The 24,677-nt window shown below is 42.4% G+C and carries 21 protein-coding genes and 2 pseudogenes; 19 read left to right on the top strand and 4 right to left on the bottom strand.

Annotated features, from left to right (window positions below; translation table 11 throughout):
* The first annotated feature begins 256 nt into the window (after positions 1-256).
* Positions 257-976, top strand: coding sequence for a YwaF family protein (locus tag QMA09_RS04560; RefSeq protein ID WP_290212187.1), 720 nt, complete (start codon positions 257-259; stop codon positions 974-976).
* A gap of 98 nt (positions 977-1,074) precedes the next feature.
* Here QMA09_RS04560 and QMA09_RS04555 read toward each other — a convergent pair whose 3' ends face one another.
* Entirely contained in the window at positions 1,075-2,583 is a 1,509-nt protein-coding gene (locus tag QMA09_RS04555; RefSeq protein ID WP_290212186.1) for a multicopper oxidase family protein, read from the bottom strand.
* A 269-nt stretch (positions 2,584-2,852) separates the two neighbouring features.
* Here QMA09_RS04555 and QMA09_RS04550 point away from each other — a divergent pair, with 269 nt between their 5' ends.
* The 12 genes and pseudogenes from QMA09_RS04550 (at position 2,853) to QMA09_RS04495 (ending at position 15,915) form a co-directional block, all read left to right on the top strand.
* Complete coding sequence (locus QMA09_RS04550) at positions 2,853-4,124, top strand: purple acid phosphatase family protein (protein WP_290212185.1); 1,272 nt, start codon at positions 2,853-2,855, stop codon at positions 4,122-4,124.
* A 379-nt stretch (positions 4,125-4,503) separates the two neighbouring features.
* Positions 4,504-5,247, top strand: a complete 744-nt coding sequence (locus tag QMA09_RS04545) for a DUF4386 domain-containing protein (RefSeq protein ID WP_290212184.1) — start codon at positions 4,504-4,506, stop codon at positions 5,245-5,247.
* Positions 5,244-6,212: an NAD(P)-dependent alcohol dehydrogenase gene (locus QMA09_RS04540; RefSeq protein ID WP_290212183.1), complete on the top strand. Its 969-nt coding sequence runs from the start codon at positions 5,244-5,246 to the stop codon at positions 6,210-6,212. Before QMA09_RS04545 ends, QMA09_RS04540 begins: the two co-directional genes overlap by 4 nt.
* A 261-nt stretch (positions 6,213-6,473) precedes the next feature.
* On the top strand, positions 6,474-7,214 hold the full coding sequence (locus QMA09_RS04535) for a metal ABC transporter ATP-binding protein (RefSeq protein WP_290212182.1): 741 nt from the start codon (positions 6,474-6,476) through the stop codon (positions 7,212-7,214).
* Positions 7,215-7,216: 2 nt separating this feature from the next.
* On the top strand, positions 7,217-8,077 hold the full coding sequence (locus QMA09_RS04530) for a metal ABC transporter permease (protein WP_290212181.1): 861 nt from the start codon (positions 7,217-7,219) through the stop codon (positions 8,075-8,077).
* A 23-nt stretch (positions 8,078-8,100) separates the two neighbouring features.
* On the top strand, positions 8,101-9,039 hold the full coding sequence (locus tag QMA09_RS04525; RefSeq protein ID WP_290212180.1) for a metal ABC transporter substrate-binding protein: 939 nt from the start codon (positions 8,101-8,103) through the stop codon (positions 9,037-9,039).
* A gap of 526 nt (positions 9,040-9,565) precedes the next feature.
* Positions 9,566-11,104 (top strand): murein hydrolase activator EnvC family protein, encoded by a 1,539-nt coding sequence (locus QMA09_RS04520; protein WP_290212179.1) that lies wholly within the window; start codon positions 9,566-9,568, stop codon positions 11,102-11,104.
* A 567-nt stretch (positions 11,105-11,671) separates the two neighbouring features.
* A complete protein-coding gene (locus QMA09_RS04515; RefSeq protein WP_290212178.1) occupies positions 11,672-12,358 on the top strand; it encodes a hypothetical protein in 687 nt (228 codons plus the stop codon).
* A 541-nt stretch (positions 12,359-12,899) separates the two neighbouring features.
* Positions 12,900-13,154 carry an SHOCT domain-containing protein gene (locus QMA09_RS04510; RefSeq protein WP_290212177.1) on the top strand — a complete coding sequence of 85 codons (255 nt, stop codon included), beginning with the start codon at positions 12,900-12,902 and terminating at the stop codon, positions 13,152-13,154.
* Positions 13,155-13,595: 441 nt separating this feature from the next.
* On the top strand, positions 13,596-14,600 hold the full coding sequence (gene gap / locus QMA09_RS04505; RefSeq protein WP_290212176.1) for a type I glyceraldehyde-3-phosphate dehydrogenase: 1,005 nt from the start codon (positions 13,596-13,598) through the stop codon (positions 14,598-14,600).
* Positions 14,601-14,723: 123 nt separating this feature from the next.
* Positions 14,724-14,861: pseudogene (locus QMA09_RS04500) on the top strand (cation transporter); the annotation flags it as partial.
* Between the two features lie 187 nt (positions 14,862-15,048).
* Positions 15,049-15,915, top strand: a complete 867-nt coding sequence (locus tag QMA09_RS04495; protein ID WP_290212175.1) for a glycerophosphodiester phosphodiesterase family protein — start codon at positions 15,049-15,051, stop codon at positions 15,913-15,915.
* Here the strand turns inward: QMA09_RS04495 and QMA09_RS04490 are convergent.
* Positions 15,861-16,235 carry a hypothetical protein gene (locus tag QMA09_RS04490; protein WP_290212174.1) on the bottom strand — a complete coding sequence of 125 codons (375 nt, stop codon included), beginning with the start codon at positions 16,233-16,235 and terminating at the stop codon, positions 15,861-15,863. The genes QMA09_RS04495 and QMA09_RS04490 overlap by 55 nt on opposite strands.
* A gap of 478 nt (positions 16,236-16,713) precedes the next feature.
* Between QMA09_RS04490 and QMA09_RS04485 the strand changes: the two genes are divergently transcribed.
* Positions 16,714-17,448 (top strand): urease accessory protein UreH domain-containing protein, encoded by a 735-nt coding sequence (locus QMA09_RS04485; protein WP_290212173.1) that lies wholly within the window; start codon positions 16,714-16,716, stop codon positions 17,446-17,448.
* 316 nt (positions 17,449-17,764) lie between these two features.
* Positions 17,765-17,971, top strand: coding sequence for a copper chaperone CopZ (gene copZ, locus QMA09_RS04480; RefSeq protein ID WP_290212172.1), 207 nt, complete (start codon positions 17,765-17,767; stop codon positions 17,969-17,971).
* A 91-nt stretch (positions 17,972-18,062) separates the two neighbouring features.
* Here the strand turns inward: copZ and QMA09_RS04475 are convergent.
* Positions 18,063-18,478 (bottom strand): annotated as a pseudogene (locus QMA09_RS04475) (metal ABC transporter solute-binding protein, Zn/Mn family).
* 305 nt (positions 18,479-18,783) lie between these two features.
* Here QMA09_RS04475 and QMA09_RS04470 point away from each other — a divergent pair.
* Positions 18,784-19,425, top strand: a complete 642-nt coding sequence (locus tag QMA09_RS04470; protein ID WP_290212171.1) for a lytic transglycosylase domain-containing protein — start codon at positions 18,784-18,786, stop codon at positions 19,423-19,425.
* Positions 19,426-19,627: 202 nt separating this feature from the next.
* Here QMA09_RS04470 and QMA09_RS04465 read toward each other — a convergent pair whose 3' ends face one another.
* A complete protein-coding gene (locus QMA09_RS04465; protein ID WP_290212170.1) occupies positions 19,628-20,278 on the bottom strand; it encodes a YdhK family protein in 651 nt (216 codons plus the stop codon).
* A gap of 500 nt (positions 20,279-20,778) precedes the next feature.
* On the opposite strand from QMA09_RS04465, the gene QMA09_RS04460 reads away from it, so the two are divergent.
* From QMA09_RS04460 to QMA09_RS04450, 3 genes are all read left to right on the top strand, one after another.
* Complete coding sequence (locus QMA09_RS04460; RefSeq protein ID WP_290212169.1) at positions 20,779-22,224, top strand: peptidoglycan DD-metalloendopeptidase family protein; 1,446 nt, start codon at positions 20,779-20,781, stop codon at positions 22,222-22,224.
* Between the two features lie 237 nt (positions 22,225-22,461).
* Positions 22,462-23,172, top strand: coding sequence for a response regulator transcription factor (locus tag QMA09_RS04455; RefSeq protein ID WP_290212168.1), 711 nt, complete (start codon positions 22,462-22,464; stop codon positions 23,170-23,172).
* A complete protein-coding gene (locus QMA09_RS04450; protein ID WP_290212167.1) occupies positions 23,162-24,595 on the top strand; it encodes a sensor histidine kinase in 1,434 nt (477 codons plus the stop codon). Before QMA09_RS04455 ends, QMA09_RS04450 begins: the two co-directional genes overlap by 11 nt.
* The last annotated feature ends 82 nt before the right edge of the window (positions 24,596-24,677 follow it).

Raw genomic sequence — 24,677 nt, 5'->3', positions numbered from 1 at the left:
TCTCCCATCTCAAAAATTGTCGGTGGAGTACGGCTATCCAGCCCCTACATTACAAGTCCTTAACCATGCTAACTCCATTGGCTGAATATAGTGACAGTTTAACATCTTCTCTTTGCTCTGCCTAGTCTGTGCACGCCAATAGATGTAAGGCGTTTATTGTGCAAAATAATGGACTAGAGCCGACGGCGAATAAAACTTTTGGCGACGGCAAATAATGCTAAACTATTCTCATAACGAGTTAGAGGGGAGGGCAGCTATGGAAAACTTTTTTGATGCAGGGTCCGACTATCCGTTTCAGGTTTTTACCACGAGCCATTTGCTGGCGTTAAGCATAGCCCTCTTTGGTTTCCTATGCATTATTCTGATGAAAGATCGGCTGCCAGTAAAAGCTCACCTGTTCCAGCGGCTGCGCTGGCTATTGTTTTCCATACTTTTAATCTCAGAAGTTTCCTACCAGTATTGGGCCATTACGCAGGACATTTGGAATTTCAGCATCCACATGCCGCTTCATTTGTGTGGGATCGCCTCTCTTACTGCGATGGCGGGGTTGCTGAGCTTGCGGCCATTTTGGATAAAGCTTTCATTTTTCATCGGAATCTTTCCGGCTTTCCTGGCCTTGGTGACGCCCGAAATCCCTTACGATTATCAACATTTTCGGTTTTGGCTATTTTTTATCCAACACACCGCCATTTCCTGGGCTTGCCTGTTTTTAGGCTTGGCTTTTCCCAATATGATCACCATCCGGACGGTGTTTTCGGTATATGCCTTATTGCTTGTTTACGCCGCAATTATCGGTTTTCTGGTGAATCCGCTCACGGAATCCAATTACCTCTACTTGGCTCGCCGGCCATCAACCGCTTCTCCTTTGGATTTTTTCGGAGACGGTGTTTGGTATTATATCAATTTGTGTTTGGCCGCCTTGGTTCTGTTTTTTATGCAGAACTTGCTGTTCCACAAGCTCTTTAAAAAAGCGTAGTTTCTCAAATTCAAGTTGAGAAACTACGCTTTTTTTGATTCTATCCATTATTAAAATCAATCCCCTAAGAAGAATGCATTTCGATTGTCGTCGGCCAGCTAATAAACCTCGATTTGTCCCATCATGCCATTGTCTTCATGCTCTAGGATATGGCAATGGAAAACGAAAACACCTTTTTCAGGGAATGTGACAAGCAACTTGACCTTTTCGCCAGGCTCGACCCGTACGCTATCCTTAAATCCTTGTTCGTTCGGTGCGGGCTCTTTGCCATCGCGTGAAATGATCTTGAACTGGGTGCCGTGGATATGGAAGGGATGGATCATGCCGCCCATCATATCGGGTTCATTGTAAACTTCCCATACTTCCGTAACGCCTTGTTTCTGGCGAAAGTCAATGCGATCCATATCGAATTTCTTCCCGTTGATCGTCACCATTTCCATCATGCCGAACAATTCAATTTCCTTCGTGACCGGCATTGTTCTTTCCTCTTCGGTCAGGAAGGGCTCATCTGCGGTCCACATCTCAGCCGAATCAGCCGGAGCACCATCGAGCGCGACATCAAACGGCAGCAATTCGACGCCTTCGTCATTGATGATGGCAAGGGATTCTTCATCAGCCATCGAAGAAAAATCAATGAGAATTTCAGCGCGCTCCGAAGCGGCTAATGTCAGCGCATCGGTTTCAACCGGTTCATCCAGCAAGCCGCCATCCGAGGCAATCTGCGTGAAGCTTGCGCCATTGCTCAAGCGGAACGTGTAATTTCGTGCATTCGCACCATTCAATAAACGAAAGCGCATGACGGGTTTGGTGACGGTCAGTTTTGGATTGAGCGTGCCGTTGACGATGGAAATATCGCCTAAGGTTCCGTCAGGGTTCATGAGCCGGTTATAGTCTAATTGCTTGTTTTCATCAAATAGGCGGTCCTGGAAAATGAGCGGGATATCATCGACTCCGTATTCATTCGGAAGCTCGGAAGCGGAACCGGATGCCTCATCGATGAGCAGCATCCCGGAAAGGCCTTTGAATACTTGTTCAGCCGTCGAGCCGTGGACATGCGGATGATACCAAAGGGTGGCGGCGGGCTGATCAGCTTCCAACGTGATGATGCGGCTGTCGCCAGGCTGGATCTCGCCGTGTGGTCCGCCATCTATTTCCCCTGGAACTTCGAGGCCGTGCCAATGGAATGTTGTCGGTTCATCCAAGTTGTTTGTGATTTTAACGTCGACACTTTCGCCTTGTTCCAGTTTAAGCGTCGGACCCAGCAAATCGCCGTTATAGCCGAAAGTGTCAGTCGAGATGCCCTCGAAAAATTCAGTGCTGCCTTCCTGCGCGGTAACTTCGTAATCAAAGTCCTGGCCTTGCTGCTTTTCCAATACTGGTGGAATCGGCAGCTCTGTCACACCTTCAGAGGATTCGAGGGTGGGAATATTCCCTTGGCCCATCATGCCGCCGCCCATACCGCCCATGCCTTGATTTCCGTCGTTTCCACCGCCCATATGCCCATCATTCATCGGTGAGTCCTGTTGTGATGGCATGTTATTTTCATTGTCGCTGCAGCCCACTAAGATGAAACTTAAAGCGAATGAGTATAACAGGATCTTTTTCATTGTCTGTCGCTTCCTTTCATTGCACTTATCTTTCATGGAGACTGAAGAGACAGTGCTCTCCAGTCTTCAATCCGCCCCTTCGGCTAGTATGTTTCATTAATTTTCTCATAGAGATGTGCGTTTTTTATGGAGTTTAACAAGGTAGGAGAAATTTTTTTAGCTAAGTCTGTAAATGTTCCGGCAAATGGGAAAGTACCGATGAATTTTCACTCAACTTTCGTTTAACGCGCCTATGATGGGTTTTATAAACGAAAGGTGTGGTGGTTATCATGAAAATATTCAATAACCGTTCAATCAAAAAAGGCATGGCTGCACTTCTTCTGTCGCTGGTACTGGGAAGTTCGGCTGCAGCGATGAACATGGCACAAGCTGGGGGCCACGATGCCGTCGTCACTGATGTATCGATGGCACCCGGGCAGGATGAAACGGAAATGAACTTCTCCTGGTATACGGCCGAAACGGCAACGCCGGGCGTATTGGAAGTTAGACGCGTTGATGCGGAAGAGAGAACTCAAACCGTAACGGCTGAGCTAAAAGAAGGGGCGAGCGGATTTTCCGGCAACGAAGCACAAATTACTGGCCTTGTGGCAGAAGCACAATACGAATACCGCATTGGGGATGGAAAAGGCCATTGGTATGAAACAAGCACCTTTACAACCCGCGATACCGAAAGTTTCAATTTCCTGTTGATGGGAGACCCGCAGATCGGTTCGTCGTGGTTCTTGTCGAAAGACCGCAATAATTGGACGGATACATTGGAAAAGGCCATCAGCAAATATCCGGAAACGAGTTTTATCCAATCTGTCGGAGACCAGGTCGATGATCCGGAATCAGAGAAGGATTACAGCGCATACTTCGCGCCGGCCATCATGAAGCAGCTCCCTGTTGCAACAACCATCGGCAATCACGACAATGCAAAATACTATGGCTACCATTTCAATGTTCCGAACGAGACGGAGCTGGAGGATTCAGGGAATGCGGGCGGCGATTATTCATTCACATACGGCGATGTGTTGTTCATGAACTTGAATACCAATAGCGGGAACATCGAAGAGCATGTGCAGTTTATGGAAAAGGCGGTTGAAGACACAGCAGATCAAGCCATCAAATGGAAAATTGTCGTATTCCACCATTCCATCTACAGCGTCGGCGGGCACGCAGAGGAAGACGAGATTCTGAAGCTGCGGGAAGGGCTTGTGCCAGCAATCGATGCGCTCGATATCGATGCCGTTTTGATGGGCCATGACCATTCCTATGCGAGAACCCATCAAATGAAGAACTTCAAACCGCTGAAAGGTGAAACGGTTAAAGGGGGTGCGGCCAAGTCTCCGGAAGGAACTGTCTACATTACGGCTAATTCATCAAGCGGCAGCAAGTTCTACGATTTGGCGGATGGCAAAGAGCCGTATGTTGCGGTCAAAGCACAATTGGAAGTGCCGACGTTCACCAATGTCGCAATCACGCCGGACAGCCTGTCATTTGAAACATACCGGACCGACACGATGAAAAAAGTGGATGCTTATAAAATCAGTAAAAAATAGTTTGAATTGCATCCACTGGAAAGAAACAATTCCAAACAATTCCAAACAAGTCTGACTATCAAGGACTGCCATATGCAGCGGAAATACATTCCCCGGAACATAAATTTCTGGGGAATGTATTTCCGTTTTTTTATGCCGGCAACCAAATCACGTTGAATGGCATTGCTCATCATGAACTAAGCTTATAAAGCATCAGTTGGAAAGAGAAAAAAGGGTATTCATAATTGCTAAATATGCCGATAAGGTATAATCTGAAACTGAATTTATTCTGAATATTCTGATTTATTTAAAGGTAAAAGATGGACTCCTTCAGCATTCGCCGTTCTGTCATATTATTCCGTATACATAGAATCCAAAACGATGAATTGGAGGGGTTAAAATGAAAAATGATTTTGCCGAAAAAACACCGCTTTTCTATGCCCGGGTTGTGGGTTATAGCTTGGTGCTCCTAGCGTTAATCGCTGTGTATGCGAATTTCTTTGTCCTTGCCGGGCTGATTATTCCGGGAGATGGAGCTGCGACCGCAGCCAACATCACAGCCAATGAGTTGTCCTTCCGTTTAGCTATCGCCAGTTTTGTCATCGTGCTTGTGCTGGATATCATCATTTCGTGGGCACTTTATGTTTTATTGAAACGAGTTGATCAAAACCTTGCTTTGTTAGCGGCGATATTCAGGTTGGTCTATAGCGCGATTTTAGGGGCTGCCATCTTCAATTTTTTGAACGTTTTGCAGTTGTTAAAAGAAGGAGTGGCATTGGAAACGAGCCAATTGCAGACGCAGGTCATGCTGCTGATGGATGCCTTTTCTAACGGTTGGATTATTGGACTCGTTTTTTTTGGCATTCATTTGCTTCTCATCGGATATTTGGTTTTTAAATCCGGCTTTATGCCGAAGGTTCTGGGGATTTTGGTGATGCTGGCAGGCCTGGGTTACATGATTGACAGCTTTGCAAACATTCTGCTGGCCAATTACGCCGATTACGAGATAGTATTTGTGCTCATCGTAGCCATACCAGGAGCCATAGGGGAATTAGCGCTGGGCATCTGGCTATTGCTTAGAGGCAAGAAAATACCTGCAATCGAACCGATAAAAACAATCAATGAAGGAGGAGTTTCTCTATGAAAGCCAGTGTCCACAAAACATACGGTCCGCCTGAAGTGATGGAGCTGAGAGAAGTCGAAAAACCGATCCCGAAAGACGACGAAGTTCTGATAAAAGTGCATGCAACGACGGCAACATCCGGGGACTGCAAAGTGCGAAGGGCAGATCCGTTTGTTGTGCGATTTTTTTGGGGGCTCAAAACGCCAAGAGTCGGGATATTGGGATCTGAGCTTTCTGGAGAAGTGGCAGCGACTGGAAAAGACATAAGCTTATTTGAAAAAGGGGATTTGGTATTTGCCGGAACCGGAACAAGCCTCGGGGCCAATGCGGAATTTATACGCCTAAAAGAAGGAGGGGCAATTGCCTTGAAGCCGGTCAATATGACATTCGAAGAAGCCGCTTCCGTTCCTTTCGGGGCTACGACGTCTTTGTTCTTTCTGAGGGATAAGGGGCATATTCGGGAAGGGCAAACCGTGCTTATTAACGGAGCTTCCGGTGCAGTAGGCACTTATGCGGTGCAGCTTGCCAAATACTTCGGTGCAGAAGTTACTGCTGTATGCAGTACCAAGAATATAGAACTTGTGAAGTCCTTGGGGGCCGATCAGGCTATCGATTACACCAAAGAGGATTTCACCAAAAACGGCAAGTCCTACGATCTCATTTTAGATACCGTTGGCAATAAGTCGTTTTCAAGCTGCAAAAGCTCCCTTAAGGAAAAAGGGATTTATCTGGCTCCAGTAGCGGGGCTTCCGCAATTTGCCCGCATGATGTCGACATCCGTAGGAGACGGCAAGAAATTAAAAGGCGGACTCGCACCGATGCGCAAAGAAGATTTGCTTTTCTTGAAAGGATTAATTGAGGCAGGAAAGATTAAATCGGTAATTGGCAGAAGTTATTCATTGGATCAAATGGCTGCGGCTCATCGTTACGTGGAGACCGGGCATAAACGCGGAAGCGTAGTGATCACCGTGACGCCGCCAGATTGATTGGATAAGAAAATAAGATCAATGGTTGAAGAAGCGGGCAGAACGCCTATCGGCAGCGTCAATAAATGCCGCACTTTCCTTGATAAGCAAAAGCACAATCGGCAATTTTAAGCCGATTGTGCTTTTTTTGTCTGGTAAAGAAAAGTTGAAAGCCTAGAATCTTTTCTATTTACAATTATCCGAAAAAGGAATAAACTATTAAAAAGTTTCCTTTGGGAAAAATAATTCAACTAACAACAAATAATGTCAGGAGGGAATAAAATGGTTTCTGCACTCGTATTAAAAAATGTCCACGTCTCTTACCACGGCAAACCGGCGATTCAAGAAATTGATTTACGGGTTGAACAAGGAAATATATTAGGGATCATCGGACCAAACGGTGCCGGGAAATCGACTCTGTTGAAGGCATTATTGAATCTCGTGCCGATCGACAAAGGCAGCATCGAGATATTGGGAAGCACGTTGAAAGAAAACCGCAAAAAAATCGCGTACGTACCGCAGCGCAGCGAGTTTGACTGGGATTTTCCCATCCACGTTTTGGATACCGTCTTAATCGGCACCTATCCGAACCTGGGGCTATTCAAGCGTCCAAAGAAAAAAGAAAAAGACTGGGCTTACGCGTGTCTGGAACAAGTAGGCATGGAGAAATTTGCAGACCGGCAAATCGGGGAATTATCAGGGGGACAGCAGCAGCGTGTCTTTCTCGCACGAGCGCTGGCGCAAAATGCCGACCTGTTCTTTTTGGATGAACCTTTTGTCGGGATTGACGTTTCCAGCGAAGAAACGATCATCCACCTCTTGAAAAATTTAAAAGATCAAGGGAAAACGGTCGTGGTCATCCATCATGATTTAAGCAAAGCGAATGATTATTTTGATCAATTGCTGCTGCTGAACAAGCAGGTCATTCATTTCGGAAACCCGCAGGAAGTATTGCGTCCGGAAATCATCCTGAAAGCGTACGAACGGGAATTAGCTTTTCTGCATGAAGTCGGGGTGGGTTGATCATGGCTTTTATCGAAGGAATCATCCAATACGACTTTTTGCAAAAGGCCTTGATGACTTCCATCATGGTCGGCGTCATTTGCGGCGTCATCGGCTGTTTTATCATTTTAAGAGGCATGGCGTTGATGGGCGATGCGATTTCACATGCCGTGCTGCCGGGAGTGGCAATCGCTTACGCACTGGGCATTAATTTCTTCTTCGGTGCTGTGTTTACCGGGGTTTTAACCGCAATCGGAATCGGCTTTGTCAGCCAAAACAGCCGCATCAAACAAGATACATCGATCGGCATCATGTTTACAGCTGCGTTTGCGTTAGGCGTCATCCTGATTACGGTACTCGAAAGCAGCACGGATTTGTATCATATTTTGTTCGGCAACGTATTGGCAGTCCGGCCTTCGGATATGTGGATCACGCTCGGCACCGGGGTGCTGGTATTGGTGTCGGTTTATATTTTTTACAAAGAGCTTCTCGTCACTTCTTTTGATCCGACAATGGCAGAAGTTTACGGGCTTCCCGTGCGGCTCATCCATTATTTCTTGATGACGCTGCTGACAATGGTGACCGTCGCATCACTGCAGACAGTCGGGATTGTGCTGGTCGTAGCGATGCTCATCACGCCGGCGGCAACCGCTTATCTGCTGACAGACCGCTTATCGGTGATGGTTTTTCTTTCCGCCGCAATCGGAGCAAGTGCTTCTGTCATCGGACTGTATTTCAGTTTCACTTATAATTTGGCCTCAGGTGCGACGATTGTGCTTGCAGCGACCGCTCTTTTCTTTATGGCTTTCCTGTTCTCCCCTAAACAAGGCGTGATTTGGAGAAAATTGAGTGCCAAGAAAAAGCAGGTCAATGCGCCAACTTAAATTTACAAAAGAGGAGAATAGCGATGAAAAATAATAAAAGGTTTTTGTTTATTAGCCTGTTCTTCCTGCTTATGCTGGCTGGATGCTCAAGCAACGAAAGCAGCTCAGCGAATGAAAAAGGAAGCAAAATACAGGTAGTCACCACTTACTCCATTATTTACGACATAGTCCGCAACGTAGGAGGAGACCGCGTGGAAATTCACAGCCTGGCTCCGATCGGCTCCAATCCGCATGAATACGATCCGCTGCCAATGGATGTCCAAAAAACCACCGATGCCGATGCCGTCTTCTATAACGGCTTAAATCTGGAAGCAGGGAATTCCTGGTTTGAAAAACTCATGGACACCGCGGGCAAATCAGGAGACGAGGCCCCTGTATTTGCATTGAGCAAAGGGGTCGAGCCGATGTTTTTGACGACTGAAGGCAAAGAAGGCGAAGAAGATCCCCATGCCTGGCTGGATGTGCAAAACGGCATCAAGTATGCAGAAAATGCACGGGATGCTTTCGTCAAAATAGATCCGGAACATGCAGCAGAATACGAGCAGAATGCGGAAGCCTATATCAGTGAATTAGAAGCGCTCCATCAAGATGCCATTGACCGGTATAGTGAAATTCCGGCAGACAAACGCATTTTTGTCACGAGCGAAGGCGCATTCAAGTATTTCAGCAAAGCGTACGATTTCCAGGCAGAATACATTTGGGAAATCAATCAGGAAAACCAAGGAACGCCTAAGCAGATTACGCGCGTATTGGATATCATCGAAGCACAGAACATCGAAGGCTTATTTTTAGAAACCAGCATCGATCCACGCAGCATGGAAATGGTATCAAGGGAAACGGGCGTGGAGATCAAAGGGAAAGTGTTCACCGATTCAATCGGCAAGCCAGGAGAAGATGGCGATACGTATATCAAAATGATGGAATGGAATATCGATACGATTTTGAATGGGCTGACTAACTAAAAGAGGAATTTCAGAGGTTATATAAGTTGAACTAAAGAAGTTAATAGTTATATGCCGCTCCGGCCGCTTTGGGCATGACTCACGCAATAAGCCGAGAAGAACACTCGTCTCATTGCTCCGTCTAGCCCGTTGACGCGCCTCCACTAAGATACCTTTCTATATGGATTAAAAAGAGCAGTGAAAACATTACTGCTCTTACAGCGTTCCGAGGAAATCCATTTCCTCGGAGCGCTGTTTTGTTTTCTATATACTTTTGGAATATGCGGGTCTCTGGGGGATAATCAATTACTTAAATAGTTAAAATAATACAGAAATATTTCATAAATAGTAAAAATTGATACACGGCTGTAATCTGAGGCGGAGGTTTAGCTGATATACTTAGTGGGTTAAAGGTTTGGAAAATGAATTCTGACATAAAATCAATCCTATGCCAATTAATAGATTTCCATACATAAGAAATAGATTTCGACATGATCGTCAATCATATGGAGCAGCATCAGAAAGATCTTGGAAGGGGAACAGATACTTGATTTCGAAATGGATGGTGACCAGTTTATCTTCAGTATTAGCCTTATCGATTTTAATCCCTACGGCTAATGCGGAGAACCTGGATAAATTAGAAGAGAAAAAGCAAGAAGCGCAGCAGCAGCAAAGCGAACTGAATTCAGGCATCAATGAAAAAGAGGGGCAGCTCAATCAGAATGCTACGAAATTGGAACAGCTTGCCGCGAAAATAGCGAATTTGAATACCCAAATCAATGAAACAGAAGCAAAGATCAATCAGGTGCAATCCCAAATTGATCAAACAAAATCCGAAATCGATGAATTGAGAAAGTCGATTGAAGAGCTTGAACAAAAGATTGCTGAGCGGACAGAATTGCTCAAGGAACGGGCGCGTGCCATCCAATTAAGCGGGGGATCAGTCGATTATCTCGACGTCCTGCTGGGCGCGAATAGTTTCGTTGATTTCATTGACCGTTTTTCTGCAGTCAACACGCTGATCGATGCGGATCGTGAGATTATGCAAAACCAGGCAGATGACAAAAAAGCATTAGCCGAACAAAAAGCGCAAGTTGAAAGCAAGCTTAAGGAGCAGGAAATACGCCGTTCGGAACTGGTCGGGTTAAAAGCTTCGTTTGATGGACAGAAAAAAGAGCAAGCTGGCCTGGTCAATGAGCTGGAAGCCGAACAACAAAGATTAGCAACAGAAAAAGGCAGCCTAGAGATTAAATTCAGTGAAGTGATCGAAATCAGCGAAGACTTGGAAAAGCAAATCGCTGATGAGCAAGCCCGCTTGGCTGAAATTGCAAGAAAAGCGGAAGAAGAACGCCTGCGTAAAATAGCCGCTGAAAAAGCTGCTGCAGAAGCACGGGCACAAGCTGCGGCGGCAGAGGCACGCGCAAAAGCTGTTGCAGAAGCACGAGCACAAGCAGCTGCAGAAGCGCGCGCTCAAGCGACAGCAAAAGATGAAGCAGAGGCACTCGCTCAAGCGGCAGAAGAAGAGGCGTTAGCGAAGGCTGCGGCTGAAGAAGCCCGCGCTGCAGAGGCTCGGGAAGCTGCCAACAGATCCAAGGCTTCAGCTGCTCCCGCACCGAAAGCAACAAGCCCTTCGGCAAGCCCAGCCCCGGAAGCTGCAGTTGCACCTGCACCATCTTCTAATGCGATGTTTATCAGACCGGTTGCCGGGCGTTATTCATCCGGCTACGGTGGACGGGACATCGGAGAAGGGGCTGAATCGCATTTAGGGCAAGATATTGCGAATGCTACCGGCACACCGATTTCCGCGTCAGCGTCAGGCTATGTTTCTTTTGCCGGCGTGATGGGTGGATACGGAAACGTCGTCATTCTTACCCATTCGATCAATGGCCAATCTTATGCGACTGTTTACGCTCACATGAGTGCCATCAGCGTATCCGCTGGCCAAGCCGTTTCACAAGGGCAAACGGTCGGTTTGCTTGGTTCGACAGGGCGCTCGACCGGTCCGCATCTACATTTTGAAATTCATATTGGGTCATGGAACGGGGCGCGGTCAAATGCGGTCAATCCGATGAATTACCTGCAATAATAGAGAAAACAGCGTGCTTGAATTCAAAGCATGCTGTTTTTTTCTTTTACTTGGGATATTCGGAACTGAATTAGGCTTGTATAGAAAGGTTCTAATATCTTCAGACGGAGGGCTATAAACTTGTCTTGGCGCCATCGGAATCTTTTTCAAACCTTGATTGTAAAAGAACCAGAAAATGTGTTGTGGAAAGAAGAGAAACAAATGAATAAATTTAGTTTTCTACACATTTCCTACATAATTATCTGATAAATTGAAATACATACAATTTTAATCGGATGAAAGGAGAAATACTTTTAAAATAAAGATTATTTGTGGATTCTGCAGCAGCAAAGTCAAATTTCTTCCCAGAGGAATTGAGCAAGTCCATGCACTTCGAGAAATGAAAAAACAGATAATAGATAAACTCGAAAAATGGATTTGCAGATACTTTCGATTTTGAATTGGGTTGCACATGCAAAATGATGGCAATTGAATTACGTTAATGGTTTTCAATTTGATTATTAGATAGGCTTTTGAAAACCGACAGGCGTTTAAAACTCTTGCATAAAAAATATGGAGGTGTTCTGGTTGGAGAAGTATGGATTTGTGGAGAGCGAACAAGCACGCGAAATGAACCAAACCTATGTAGAGGTCGATTACACAGATGGTCTTTTGAACCTTCGAGTTCGAGATGCCAGGAATAACAGGGTACAGTTATTGAAGGGGCATGAAAAGAATCTGCAGCTGATTATCGTCACCGCTAATTTAAACACCTTTTTCCATGTTCATCCGATTGAAACACTAGCCGGAGATTTTGAGATGAAAATAGAACTCGTCCCAGGCAATTACCTGATTTTTGCTGATATGCTTCCAGTAAGCTTGGCTTACATCATTGAACCGATACCGTTAACGGTCGGTGAGCCTGCAGAAATTCCTGCTATTAATTGGTCCGCGCTGGCTCAAAACGACAGTTTGACCAAAGAATGGAATGGAAAGACCGTCACGCTCCAGCATACGGAACTGACCGCAGGAAAAACGGTTGCCTTGTCGTTTGATCTGCATGGTGAGACATCAGTACTTTATTTAGGGGCATCGGGGCATGTAGTGGTATTGGACAAACAAGGTAAACAGTTTCTTCCGGTGTATACTCCGTCAAGACTCCAGCCGGAATTTCACGTTCAATTTCCAGAAGCCGGTATATACAAACTATGGGCTGAGTTTAACTTTGCCGATACAGGAATTCTTGCCTTCCCGTTCATCGTTGAAGTTAAATGACATTTTTCAACAGAATTTGTTTAAGCACAAAGTATGTGTAGAAGCGATTTCAATTACTATATGACTTCTTTTTTTTCTGTAAACATATATTTTAAGAACGTTTATTGAACAGAGAAATTTTTATGAATAAAAAAGGATTATTTTATAATTAAATTATATAAGAAGGGAACTGCACTGGAATTGTATGACCTCAATCTAAACGTGAATACTGACACATTTTAGCTTCTATATTTACTTTTGAGTGGAATTTAATATAGAGCTTCAATGTCAATAATGCCATCTTTCTTAATACTGAGATTCAGAGACAGGACACAAGATTTTAGACCATGAAAGTTAATTTGCGGAAAATAGACAACTGTTCTACATCAAAAAAATTTGGCTTCTCCTATATAATTAAATATTCACAATATTCAGTGTTATAATAATGATAAAGAAAACATCTGAATTGGAACGGCTTGCAGCTGCCTCAAATCATCTAAGGCTAAGGTTTTTGAAAAAGGATGAGTACGGTTAAATACATCATGAAAGGAGCAAAACAGCAATGTGGAATTATGGAATGCATAATGGGAGTTGGGGTAATATGTTCTTTTGGGCGATTTTCTTGCTAGTAGTTGTTGTTTTAGCCGTGGTGCTTGTGGTCTATTTCATGCGAAAAACCCCACCTGCAGAAATTGGGAACCGTTCTTCGTCCAGTGCCTTGGACCTTCTGAAAGAGCGCTACGCACGCGGGGAAATCAGCACAGAAGAATACAGGGAGCGCTTGCGAGAACTAGAGGGATACGACATTAAAAAATAAGGGGTACATTAACGGCACTAGTTTCATTTTTGAAATAGCAAGAAATCCCCTTTTATCGATTGTCATGTAGCCAGTTGTCGGTATTTCACCAGTGATTGATTAGTTTTTTCTGGATGCGAAAATGATTAAAGTAATCACTCAAGTATTCTTTAATGATTCAAATGACAGAACCATTAATCATGGTTTGTATTCAGTAGATGTAAAGTATCGATTCGGGAATTATAAGTGGGCGTGCCTTTACAGGGCATGCTCATGATGATTCCTTTTTCTTTTATGGTTTTCTATTATTTGATATGACCTATCCTCTGAAAGACGACCTCAAAACTCACCCCTTCTTTTTAATCCAAAAAGAAGAATTTTCATGTTGCAAAAGAAGCGCTTATATATAGCGAATCGATGAGAAATAACTAAGCTTCTATACATATGAGAGGAGGAAAATAAATGACGGTAAGACTTGCTATTAATGGGTTTGGACGTGTAGGCAGAACAACGTTGAGAAGATTATTAGACACGGATTCGGAACTGGAACTGGTTGCGGTTAATGATTTAGCCAGCACTGAAAACTTGGCTTATTTATTGGAATTCGACACAACTTATGGCCGGTTAAAACATGATGTGGAGGTACATGAGAATGTTCTAGTTGCGGGTGGCAAGGAAATTAAATGTTATCAGGAAGCTGATGCAAGAAATCTACCATGGGAGAAACTACAAATTGATATCGTGCTGGAAGCAACCGGTTTGTATACCACTGCCGATAAGGCTCAAGTACATCTTGAGGCAGGCGCTAAAAGAGTAATTATAACGGCTCCGGCAGATCAGGAAACAAAAATAATCGTTTACGGGGTTAATGAGGGTATTATTACAAAAGATGATTTGATAATTTCATCAGCTTCGTGTACAACCAATGATCTAGCTCCTGTTGCAAAAGTGCTGCAGGATAACTTTGGGATTGTAACGGGTTATATGACAACGATTAAAGCTTATACACCTTCGCAAAAACTGCATGACAGTCCCAAGTCGGATATGAGACGCGGACGGGCAGGAGCGATGAATGCAATTCCGACATCTACCGGTGCAGCAAAAGCTGTCGGAAGAGTAATTCCGGAACTAAAGGGAATTGTTAATGGAACAGCGGTTAGGGTACCACTTTTAGGTGGGGCAATCGTGGAGTTTTATACGAATTTAGAAAGAAAAGTAACAATTGAAGAAGTAAATAAAGCTATGAAAGAAGCTGCGAATCCATCATTTGAATACTCTGAAAAACTAATTGTGTCTTCTGACGTTATTGGAACTTCAGCAGGTGCTGTTTTTGATGCAACATTAACCGATATTATTGAAAATGGAGACAAGCAGCTTGTTAAAACTGTTTCTTGGTACGATAGCGAATATGGATTCGTATCTAACCTGGTTCGTTTGACTGAACATTTTGCAAGAATCATTAAATAAAAGTCGAAAAAGATAGTGGGCTTTGAATCTTTTAGAAAAGGGAGGTGGAGAAATATGCAAACAAAAACTTTAGATGTTAAAGGAATGACTTGTGGCCACTGTAAAACGTAAGTAGAAGGTGCATTAAAAGGTTTAGAAGGAGTTTCTGCTGTAGAGGTAGATTTGAACTCCGGTAAAGTTGACGTTACCTACGACGAATCAAAAGTTTCCTCAGAGAACATGAAAGAAGCTGTCGAGGATCAAGGCTATAAAGTAACATAAAAATAATTGAAAAAAGTTGAGTTCCTTTAATTGAAATCAAAAAGTGTCCTCCTTTTTTGTTCTATTTTTGCCCTGCCGCTTCTTCTTGTGATAATCAAAAATGCCTTTCTGTGCTTTCCATAAACTTCTGGAGTGTCCGATCGCTTGCTGCAAGGTATATATTGTTAAGAGATAGGAGGATCAGATTATGCAGGGAAGTCACTTCTTAAATTTCAGCAATTACGACGAGTTTCTGGCGGCTTTCCACAAAAATGAGCATCCTTTCTACACCGTCGCCCATCGTGGGATATGGGGTCCGGCTCCGGAAAATTCCCTTTCCGCTATCCAGAATTGCATCGAAGAAGGAATTTACTTGGTTGAATTGGATTTCCAGAAAACGAAAGACGGCCACCTGGTCCTCCTGCATGACAGCAGCGTTGATCGCATGACAAATGGAACCGGCGAAGTGTCTTCCTTTGACCTCGTGAATCTCCAGTCCTTGTCGCTTAAAGAAGGAAGCGGAGGACCGCATGCACATCTTACTGGTGAGAAAATCCCCACCTTTTTGGAAGCGCTATCCCTGATGAAAGGCAAAGCGATGATGAATGCGGATAAATCATGGGATTTCCGCCACGAAATATATGAAATCATGGTCGAAGCAGATGCCTTTCACGAAGTTCTTTTGAAGAGCCGAGAACCGGTCGGTAAAGTGCTTGAATTTTTCCAGACGCATAAAAGAATGTTGCACTATATGCACTTGATTGATGACAGCAATCTTTCCCAGCTTGATGAACTGCTGGCAAACTGCCCGCTTTCTGCCATCGAAGTGCTTTTCCATTCGGAATATGACAAAGCCATTTCCAAAGAAACTGTCCAGAAGATAAGAACCCACACAAACGTCTGGTGCAACGCCCTGGACGACGGGGCAAATGCCGGACACGACGATTCGATGTCCTTACTGGACCCGGACCAAGGCTGGGGATGGCTGCTTGAACGTGGCGTCAATATCATCCAGACCGATCATGCAGCAAAAGTGACGGAGTATTTTGCAATGCGGCAAAAAAGCGGAAGGTGACCTACACTTCCGCCTTTTCCTCCTGTTTCTCCACTCATCCCCTCCATATGATCTGCTTCAATCGCCGCTTGGCTGCCCACTTCATGAGTCGGATTTTCTGCCTCTTTTAAACAACCTGGAATTCCTCCTGAGCCAGAATGGTTCATCCCTTCCATATCCATATCTTCTTCAGAATCAGTATTCAGATCTTCGCTTGAATCCATTTCCGTTTGATTTCGGCTTTCGGTCGAATTCATTCCTTCGTCGTCATTATTGCAGGCACCTAGTGTAAATGCGGCTAAAAGCGCGATAACTCCCGCCTTGAATTTCTTTTTTATCATTACTTTTTCTTCTTTCTTTTATGGAGCTTTTCACTTTGCCCATTAAATATGCATATCTAGTACATGAAAGATGGGGTTTATTTGACTGAAACACAATTGGGAAGAGTATTAGAAGAATCTGCACAGAAAATCGAAAGTTTTTAGGTAAGCTAAAGAATAATAGGGCAGGAAAAACATTGTAAGGAAAAATAGAGAATTGTAGATTGTTATATTACGTCGAACGGTTAGAAAATAAAGAGCAACTCAATTGAGAAGCCAGTAGTTAACGCGAATCAACTAAGGAATATCTGTTCCTGAGGTATGCCCATCGCGTAACTTAGGAACGTTTGTAAATCGAGCGTTATTGCCTGGAAGAAACATCGCCAGTTTCCTGTGTTAGGCTAGTTGTCATAAGAAGCTCTCCTGTTATAATTTAGCTCTTAGCTGGAGACATTTGGCATGAAGAAGGCAAAAACGTAAGGAAGATAGGAGGATTCCATTGTACGGGTTTTTCAGTCAAATGAGTAATACCATGATGCAGCCTTTTATCACTCTTTCAAATAGTTTTATGGGTACTCCTCTCCTTTTTGCTTTTTTGCTCGGGATTGTAGGAGCCATGGCTCCATGTCAGTTTACAGGGAATATTGGTGCCATTACCCTGTATGGGAATAAGTCCCTGCAAAAGGAAACCGCTTGGGTTGAAGTTGTCTTTTTTGCATTAGGAAAGATTACAGTATTTACAGGACTGGGACTACTGGTATGGTTGTTGGGAAATGAATTTGAGTCCCGGCTCACAATATACTTCCCTTGGTTCAGAAAAGTGGTGGGGCCCTTATTTATTGTGGTAGGTATTTTCATGCTCGGAATTTTTAAGATAAAAGGGACTTTAACATTCTTTGAGTTGCCAAAGAAGTTTTTTAAAAAGAGGAAAATAGGCTCCTTTTTACTGGGTGTCAGTTTTTCGCTAGGTTTTTGCCCGACGATGTTTGTGCTGTTCTTTGTAACGTTAATGCCTGTGGTTCTTACCACATCCTATGGAGTGGTATTGCCGAGTTTATTCGCCATCGGAACTTCCGTGCCATTATTCATTGCTATTTTTCTGATTTGGTATTACGGAGCTAGTGGCGCTGTGATGAAGAAGGGAAGAAAACTGGGCTGGTACATGCAAAAGGGTTCTGGAGTAATTTTAATTGGTTTAGGCATATTGGACACCATTACTTACTGGAGTATTTAAGTGGCATAATTTACGTGGAATTTTCAGAATAAAAGTAAAATAGTAGAGAAAACGATTTTGATTAAGCCGAGTAAAAAAGGGAGTAGATACATCAAATTTTAGCGTCAATAGACTCTGTTGTGTATTCACACGGAAACATCGATGTTCGCTGATACCGTGTCATTATTGCCGTAAGAATTACTATTGCTTTTTGTTCGACCATTAATGGATTTGTATCCAACCTGATTCGTTTGACAGAACATTTAGCTAAAATTATTAAATAAGCATCAACTGAAATAGTTGGTTTAAAATCTCTTGAAAAGGATGTCGAGAAAATATGCAAACAAAAACTTTAGATGTTAAAGGAATGACTTGTGGCCACTGCAAAATGTCAGTAGAAGGTGCATTAAAAGGTTTAGAAGGAGTTTCTGCTGTAGAGGTAGATTTGAACTCCGGCAAAGTGGACGTTACCTACGACGAATCAAAAGTTTCCTCAGAGAACATGAAAGAAGCTGTCGAGGATCAAGGCTATAAAGTAACATAAAGATAAAAGGAAAAACTTAGGTTCCTTGAATTGGAATCAAAAAGGGAGGACACTTTATTAAGAGTGTCCTCCCTTTTTGCGGTACCATTCTTTACTTCAGTATGGTTTTCAATGTTTCCAAATTCTTTTCCATCAGAGTGAAGTAGGTCTCGTTGTTCTCAATGTCTTCTAGAGTCAAGACACCCAGGCTATGCATTTGAACAGCTTCTGCACCGACCTCGTATTGAATGACTTCTGCTAATTTTGAAGAAATGTTCTGTTCAAAAGCGATGTATTTGATGTTCTTCTCTTTAGCAAGATCCACGACTTCCGTCAGTTCCTTCTGAGAGGGTTTGCTTGGCTGTTTAACTCAGCAACTGGAACTTGTTCAAACCCATACGTATTCGCAATGTACCCGAAAGCATCATGTGAAACGGAGAAAGTCTTGTTTTCTACTTGATTTGCTAAATCAATGAACGATTGATCTAGCTGTTCCAGTGCTATGGAATATAACGTTATGATTACCATTTGCATTCGAGGGGATTTAGAGGTAAATAGAGCCAATATATGGAGACTAAAGTTTTAAGCAAAGTCTAAAGCGATTACCTATGTTTCAAAAAGACCGCCTTATTGAATCCTTTTCCACACAATTAAAAAGGCCAAAAAAAACGGCTCTTATCTCGAATGATCAGAGTGAGAAGAACAGTATTGTACCTTTACGTTCCTAAGAAAAATCAGCTAAAATTCATTAATAATATTCTTGGGATTTAAGTCTTTATTATTCCATAAATAAGGTGTACTGAATTTTATATTACTGTGAGGTATGAAAAAAGATGAAAGTGAAATTGAAAGAAATTCATAAAGGACAAGAAAAAAGACCAATTATTCTTTTATTGCTAATGGCTGCTCTCTTTATGATTTTGCTTACAGGTATCTTCACAGGGGTGAGTGGAATAACCCCCGATAAAGTATTAGAAAAATTAACAAATCAGCTGTTTGAACCAGAAATACCTAAAGAATACATTCCGCTATATCAAGAAGCTGCGGATGAGTATAAAATCCCTTGGACTTTACTAGCTGCGCATCATCGTGTTGAGACAAGATTTTCTAGCATGGATCCACTTTTATCGCCGGTTGGTGCAGAGGGACATCTACAATTTATGCCATGCACATTTGTTGGTTGGGAACATCCAAGCTGTACAGGACTAGGGCAAGGAAATATCAATAAGAGCGAAAAAACAAATCCCTCTATAATTCGTAAATACGGGGGGTATGGTATTGATGGAAACAAAGACGGAATTGCTGATCCATACAATTTAACTGATGCTTTGTACAGTGCCGCTAATTATTTATCTCAAAATGGAGCAGCAACAGGAGATTTAGAGCATGCTATTTTCGATTACAATCAAAGCGATGAATATGTAGAGGAAGTACTCTTTTTCTATAATAAATATGAAAAGCAACTTCGCCCGTAGTTATATGGATTAAAAATTGAATTTTAAAAAACTCCGGCAACATAGATCAATGTGATACATTCACGGTAGTTTTCTATAGGTTTGAGTTCTACATTTTTGCACTGTTCATGGAACAAGAACAATCAACAATTAATCATGTAATTACTTCGAAAATCAATAAACCCCGGATTCTCATTTTACGAGAATCCGGGGTTTGTTGATTTTATTTAGCCGAAAGTTCACTTTCGGTTAACCATTTATGATTGACCACTTCTTCTCCACCAGCCGTTGGTGTGAAATCGACCATATACACGGTTGTTTCTTCTGCAGAATCAATTTCTGCAATCGCACCATCCATGCCTTCCATATGATCTGCTTCAATAACAGCCTCGGCGCCAGGTTCCAACGCTTCTTCTCCAGCGTCTTTGAGTTCTTCATGGATTACCCATTTGTGATTTTCAACCGGTTCACCACCTGTAGTTGGTGTAAAGGAAACAGCATATGCAGTAGTATCGAAAGCACCTACAATTGTTGCTTCTGCTCCACTCATGCCCTCCATATGATCCGCTTCAATCACCGCTTGGCTGCCCACTTCATAAGTCGGATTTTCTGCCTCTTCTAAACCATCTGGAATTTCTCCTGAGCCAGAGTGGTTCATCCCATCCATACCTTCTCCAGAATCATCATTCGTGCCTTCATCAGAATCCATATCCATATCTTCTTCAGAATCAGTATTCATATCTCCGCTAGAATCCATTTCCGTTTGATCTCCGCTTCCGGCCGGATTCATTTCTTCGTCAGCATTATTGCAGGCTGCTAGTGTAAATGCGGTTAAAAGAGACATAGTCCCCAGCATAAATTTCTTTTTAATCATTATTTTTCCTTCTTTCTTTTTATGAGTCTTTATACTTTACCCACCAAGTATGCAAATCCAGTGCATGAAAGATGGCGTTTATTTGAATGAAATACTATTGGCCTCAGAATTAGAAGAATCTGCACACATAATGGAAGACAAAAATATAACTTCAAAGAAATTTTTTCCATTTAAGTTTCTCGATAGTTTCTCCATAAGTTTCACTTATTATAAGTTAGAGCTAAAATGGAAAATCCCAAAAAATATTGATTTGAATTTAGAACTTCCCTTTTAAATGAGAGTCGAACAAATGGCAGAATCAAATATGAAAGTAGAGCCATCTGGAAAAATGAAGTGATGTTCTAAGCTTAAGTTCATTGAAATTTACAATTGAATAGTTGCAAGAGTATTAAAAAATGAGGATTTACTACATAGAAAGTATTGATTGATAACTAAGAAGAAAAATCTGTAATCTCAAGAAAAACAACTAAGGAATGCGCATCTGGAAGGGGAATTTGAAATTGGATTTGAAGTCGAAATGGATGGTGACAGGTGTTTCAACTGTAATGGCCATCAATATGTATTTGCCGGCAACAAGCGCAAATACATTAAATGAACTTGAAAAAAAGCAACAGGATACTGAACAGAACAAAAGTGAATTAAATTCCGGGATTAAAGAAAAAACAAATGCTATCAGCAAAAACCAAACGAAATTAACTCGCATTATGACGAAAATTTCAGTACTGCATAACAAGATCACAGAAACTGAACAAAAAGTTGCCAGTGTTCAAGAAGAAATTGATCAAACAAAAATTGAAATTGCTGAGCTGGAAAAATCAATTGAAGAGCTTGAATTTAAAATTTTGGAACGAACGGAATTACTGAAAGAGCGTGCCCGTGCGATTCAATTAAGTGGCGGATCGGTTGATTACATAGATGTCTTACTTGGTGCGAATAGCTTTATTGACTTTATTGATCGTTTTTCTGCTGTAAATACAATAATCGAAGCAGACCGGGAAATCATGCTGCAACAAGCTGAAGACAAAGAGCTTTTAGCAGAGCAAAGAACTGCAGTAGAGACCAAGCTCGCCGAACAAAAAGAACGCCAAACAGAGCTTAATATACTTAAAAATTCACTCGATGCTCAAAAGAAAGAGCAAAATGGATTGGTTAAAGAGTTGACAGCGGAGCAGGAAAGATTGGCAAGTGCAAAATCGGAATTGGAAAATCGGTTTGAAGAAGAAATTGAAATCAGTATCGATTTGGAGAAACAAATCGTGGCCGAGCAATCCCGTCTTGCTGAATTGGCAAGGATTGCTGAACAAGAGCGCCAACGAAAATTAGCAGCTGAAGCCGAACAAGAACGCCAGCGCAAAGCAGCAGTAGAAGCTGAAAAGCAACGCCTAGCAACCAATGAAAAAAAAGCGGAAGAAGCTCGTGTGGCTGCTGGCCGAAAGGCAGCAAGTACAGCTGAAAAAGTTGAAAAGAAAAAGGCTCCAAGCATAGTAAGCACCGAAGTAGAGCCCGAATCCATTGAGCCAGCACCAACAGCCTCGATAAGTTCGCCCTTTATCAGACCAGCATCAGGCCGGCATACATCTGGATTTGGCGGCCGAGACATTGGGGATGGAGCCGAAACGCATTTGGGATATGACATTGCTAATGTGACGGGGACACCTATCGCGGCATCAGCAGCGGGTTATGTATCCTTTGCGGGCGTCATGGGCGGGTATGGGAATGTTGTGATTCTAGCACATTCCATTAATGGACAGACCCATGCTACAGTTTACGCTCATATGAGTTCCATCAATGTATCGGTTGGCCAGTCTGTGGAACAAGGACAACAAGTAGGTGGAATGGGGAACACTGGACGTTCTACAGGAACTCATCTGCATTTTGAAATTCATGTAGGACCATGGAACGGTGCACGTTCAAATGCTGTAAATCCAGCCCAATATATTAGGTGATTCCGAAAAAAGTTGGCATTATTCTCATGCCAATTTTTTTTACTACTATAAATTAATAGACTTTTCTTACTATCGTGAAAGAACAAGGATAAAAACTGGAATTCAAATCTGTCAGTTTGTTCGGAAATCATCAAATAACCGAACCACTTGCCGACGTGTTCACCGAATATTATTGGCATGGAGAAAAGTAGAATGTTTGCTTTCAATTCATAAAGTATTTTTAGAGGAGAAGATACAATGAAAAGTATATTGGTAGTTGAAGATGAAAAGTTAATGTGTGAGCTCATCAGTATTCATTTGGAAGACCAATTCGAACTTGCTTTCGTCCATGATGGTGCTAAAGCGTTGGCACTCGTAAAACAAGAACTATTTGATTTGATGATATTGGACGTCATGGTTCCTTATATAAATGGATTTGACGTCTGCAAGGAGATTAGGGGAGCTTCCAACGTTCCAATTCTGATGCTGACGGCTCGGTCATCCGTTGAAGACCGTGTAAAGGGGCTTCAAATTGGCGCTGATGATTATTTGGTGAAACCATTCGACTTTGAAGAATTGAAGGCGCGGATAGACGCACTGCTTAGGCGCACTAATCAACCAAATGATTTTGACTTTAGGAATTCCAGGATTGTGTCAAAAGACAAAAAACTGATCGTTAATAAGCTGAATAAGCAAGTGATATTTTGCGGAAATAAGCTGGAACTAACTTCAAAGGAATATTCCATTATCGAACTGCTCGCAGGATCTCCAAACAAAATTTTTACGCGAGAGGAAATTCTTTTCTTAGCCTGGGATTACTCGGAAATTCTGGATGTTCGGGCCATAGATTCGCATATTAAAAACATCAGGCTGAAATTCAGAAAACTTCAATCTGATGGCTCGATTATTAAAACAGTCTGGGGAATCGGTTATCAGTTTGAGATGAAGGGTTCAGAAAATGAAGCGTAACGGAATTGTTTTAAAGTTTGGCCTGTTGATCATGGCTCTTTTCTTAAGTATATTGATTCCTTTTGCATTTATGATTGATCAGATTTTGCTTAATGTCTATACCATCTATTTAAATGATAACGTTAAATCCATTGCAGAAAGCCTGGAAGTAGAATTGGTGGAAAAGGAACAATCTCCAGAAGAAATTTATGAACACCTTGATTTGTTTTTTGACCATAAAGTCCTGTTTTTCAATTTCGATGGATATATAACGCATGGAGATTTTATGGGGTTCAGTCAAGGGTTCCATCTTCCATCGAATTGGGTGTCTCGTCTGCGAAATGGGGAAACATTAGAGGGAGAAAGGTTTAATGAAAGTAATCAGGAAAATTTCTATTTCGTTGTGCAACCGATTTTCGATGATAACGAATTTGATGGAGGAGTCATAATTTTTTCTTCCATCGATGAACTGCACGAAAAAATGCATACAGTGAAAGACTGGTTGATAAGAGTGATTGTCGCGACTATATTGATTGCAGTCGGATATGCATTTTTCATCGTCTGGTTTTTATCAAGGCCGCTAGTAAAAATGGAAAAGGCGACACGCGAGATTGCCAAAGGCAACTTAAATACATTAGTGGATGTGAAAAGCCGCGACGAACTTGGATCTTTGGGTAGTGCAATCAATGATTTGAGTGTTGAGCTGAATAATTACCGGAAAAACCGCAGCGAATTTTTGGCGAATATTTCGCATGAACTGAGAACGCCTACTTCCTATTTAAGCGGGTATGCGAAATTGATAAAGGAAGAAAAGTACGCGACTCTGGAGGAACTCAATCGATACGCAACGATTATTGATGGAGAGGCTTCAAGACTCGCCCAACTGATTCAGGAACTGTTTGAGCTTTCTAAAATGGAGGAAGGGGAATATACCCTTAGTATTCAAGAAATCGATATAGAAGATTTTATCAATACGCTGCTTGAAAAAGTGAATTTAAAAGTTCTTAGTAAAGGACTTTCAATTGAAGTCAGTTTGGATCTAAGCGCAAAGGCTTTCTTTACAGATGGCATGAAGCTGGAGCAAATTCTGATCAACTTGTTGGAAAATGCGATAAACTATACGTCTCAAGGGAAGGTAGGTCTCTATATCCTTATGAAAGAACAAAAAATTGAATTTACCGTGATGGATACCGGCGAAGGAATTCCGAAAAGCGATCAGCCTTTCATATTTGAAAGATTTTACCGGGTGGACAAATCACGTTCTCGTGCGACTGGTGGAACAGGATTAGGGCTCGCTATTTCAGTGGAACTGGTTAAACAACTTTCAGGAACTATCCATATGCAAAGTGCAGAAAACGAAGGAACTAATTTCACGGTGGAATTTCCCTATACCATCGATAATCAAAGAGATGCAGATGTACCTGTAATAGATGAAGTAAAATAGTTCTTTAATATCAGTCTCCATATCTTCTCCATAAATCATTTCTATACTCATTTTAAGATGATGCAGAAATGAGGAGATATTA

Source organism: Planococcus sp. APC 3906 (genome assembly GCF_030407685.1).
Taxonomy (GTDB): domain Bacteria; phylum Bacillota; class Bacilli; order Bacillales_A; family Planococcaceae; genus Planococcus; species Planococcus koreensis.
Note: the sequence above shows the minus strand (reverse complement) of the source record. Positions and strands in the feature narration are given on the sequence as shown.

Bases quoted from the DNA above. Each gene is read 5' to 3' on its own strand.
- QMA09_RS04535 (WP_290212182.1), top strand. From the start codon at position 6,474: ATGGTTTCTGCACTCGTATTAAAAAATGTCCACGTCTCTTACCACGGC.
- QMA09_RS04490 (WP_290212174.1), bottom strand. From the start codon at position 16,235: ATGATAAAAAAGAAATTCAAGGCGGGAGTTATCGCGCTTTTAGCCGCA.
- QMA09_RS04530 (WP_290212181.1), top strand. From the start codon at position 7,217: ATGGCTTTTATCGAAGGAATCATCCAATACGACTTTTTGCAAAAGGCC.
- gap (WP_290212176.1), top strand. From the start codon at position 13,596: ATGACGGTAAGACTTGCTATTAATGGGTTTGGACGTGTAGGCAGAACA.
- QMA09_RS04495 (WP_290212175.1), top strand. From the start codon at position 15,049: ATGCAGGGAAGTCACTTCTTAAATTTCAGCAATTACGACGAGTTTCTG.
- QMA09_RS04525 (WP_290212180.1), top strand. From the start codon at position 8,101: ATGAAAAATAATAAAAGGTTTTTGTTTATTAGCCTGTTCTTCCTGCTT.
- QMA09_RS04555 (WP_290212186.1), bottom strand. From the start codon at position 2,583: ATGAAAAAGATCCTGTTATACTCATTCGCTTTAAGTTTCATCTTAGTG.
- QMA09_RS04550 (WP_290212185.1), top strand. From the start codon at position 2,853: ATGAAAATATTCAATAACCGTTCAATCAAAAAAGGCATGGCTGCACTT.
- QMA09_RS04465 (WP_290212170.1), bottom strand. From the start codon at position 20,278: ATGATTAAAAAGAAATTTATGCTGGGGACTATGTCTCTTTTAACCGCA.
- QMA09_RS04450 (WP_290212167.1), top strand. From the start codon at position 23,162: ATGAAGCGTAACGGAATTGTTTTAAAGTTTGGCCTGTTGATCATGGCT.
- QMA09_RS04560 (WP_290212187.1), top strand. From the start codon at position 257: ATGGAAAACTTTTTTGATGCAGGGTCCGACTATCCGTTTCAGGTTTTT.
- QMA09_RS04540 (WP_290212183.1), top strand. From the start codon at position 5,244: ATGAAAGCCAGTGTCCACAAAACATACGGTCCGCCTGAAGTGATGGAG.
- QMA09_RS04510 (WP_290212177.1), top strand. From the start codon at position 12,900: ATGTGGAATTATGGAATGCATAATGGGAGTTGGGGTAATATGTTCTTT.
- QMA09_RS04545 (WP_290212184.1), top strand. From the start codon at position 4,504: ATGAAAAATGATTTTGCCGAAAAAACACCGCTTTTCTATGCCCGGGTT.
- copZ (WP_290212172.1), top strand. From the start codon at position 17,765: ATGCAAACAAAAACTTTAGATGTTAAAGGAATGACTTGTGGCCACTGC.
- QMA09_RS04470 (WP_290212171.1), top strand. From the start codon at position 18,784: ATGAAAGTGAAATTGAAAGAAATTCATAAAGGACAAGAAAAAAGACCA.
- QMA09_RS04455 (WP_290212168.1), top strand. From the start codon at position 22,462: ATGAAAAGTATATTGGTAGTTGAAGATGAAAAGTTAATGTGTGAGCTC.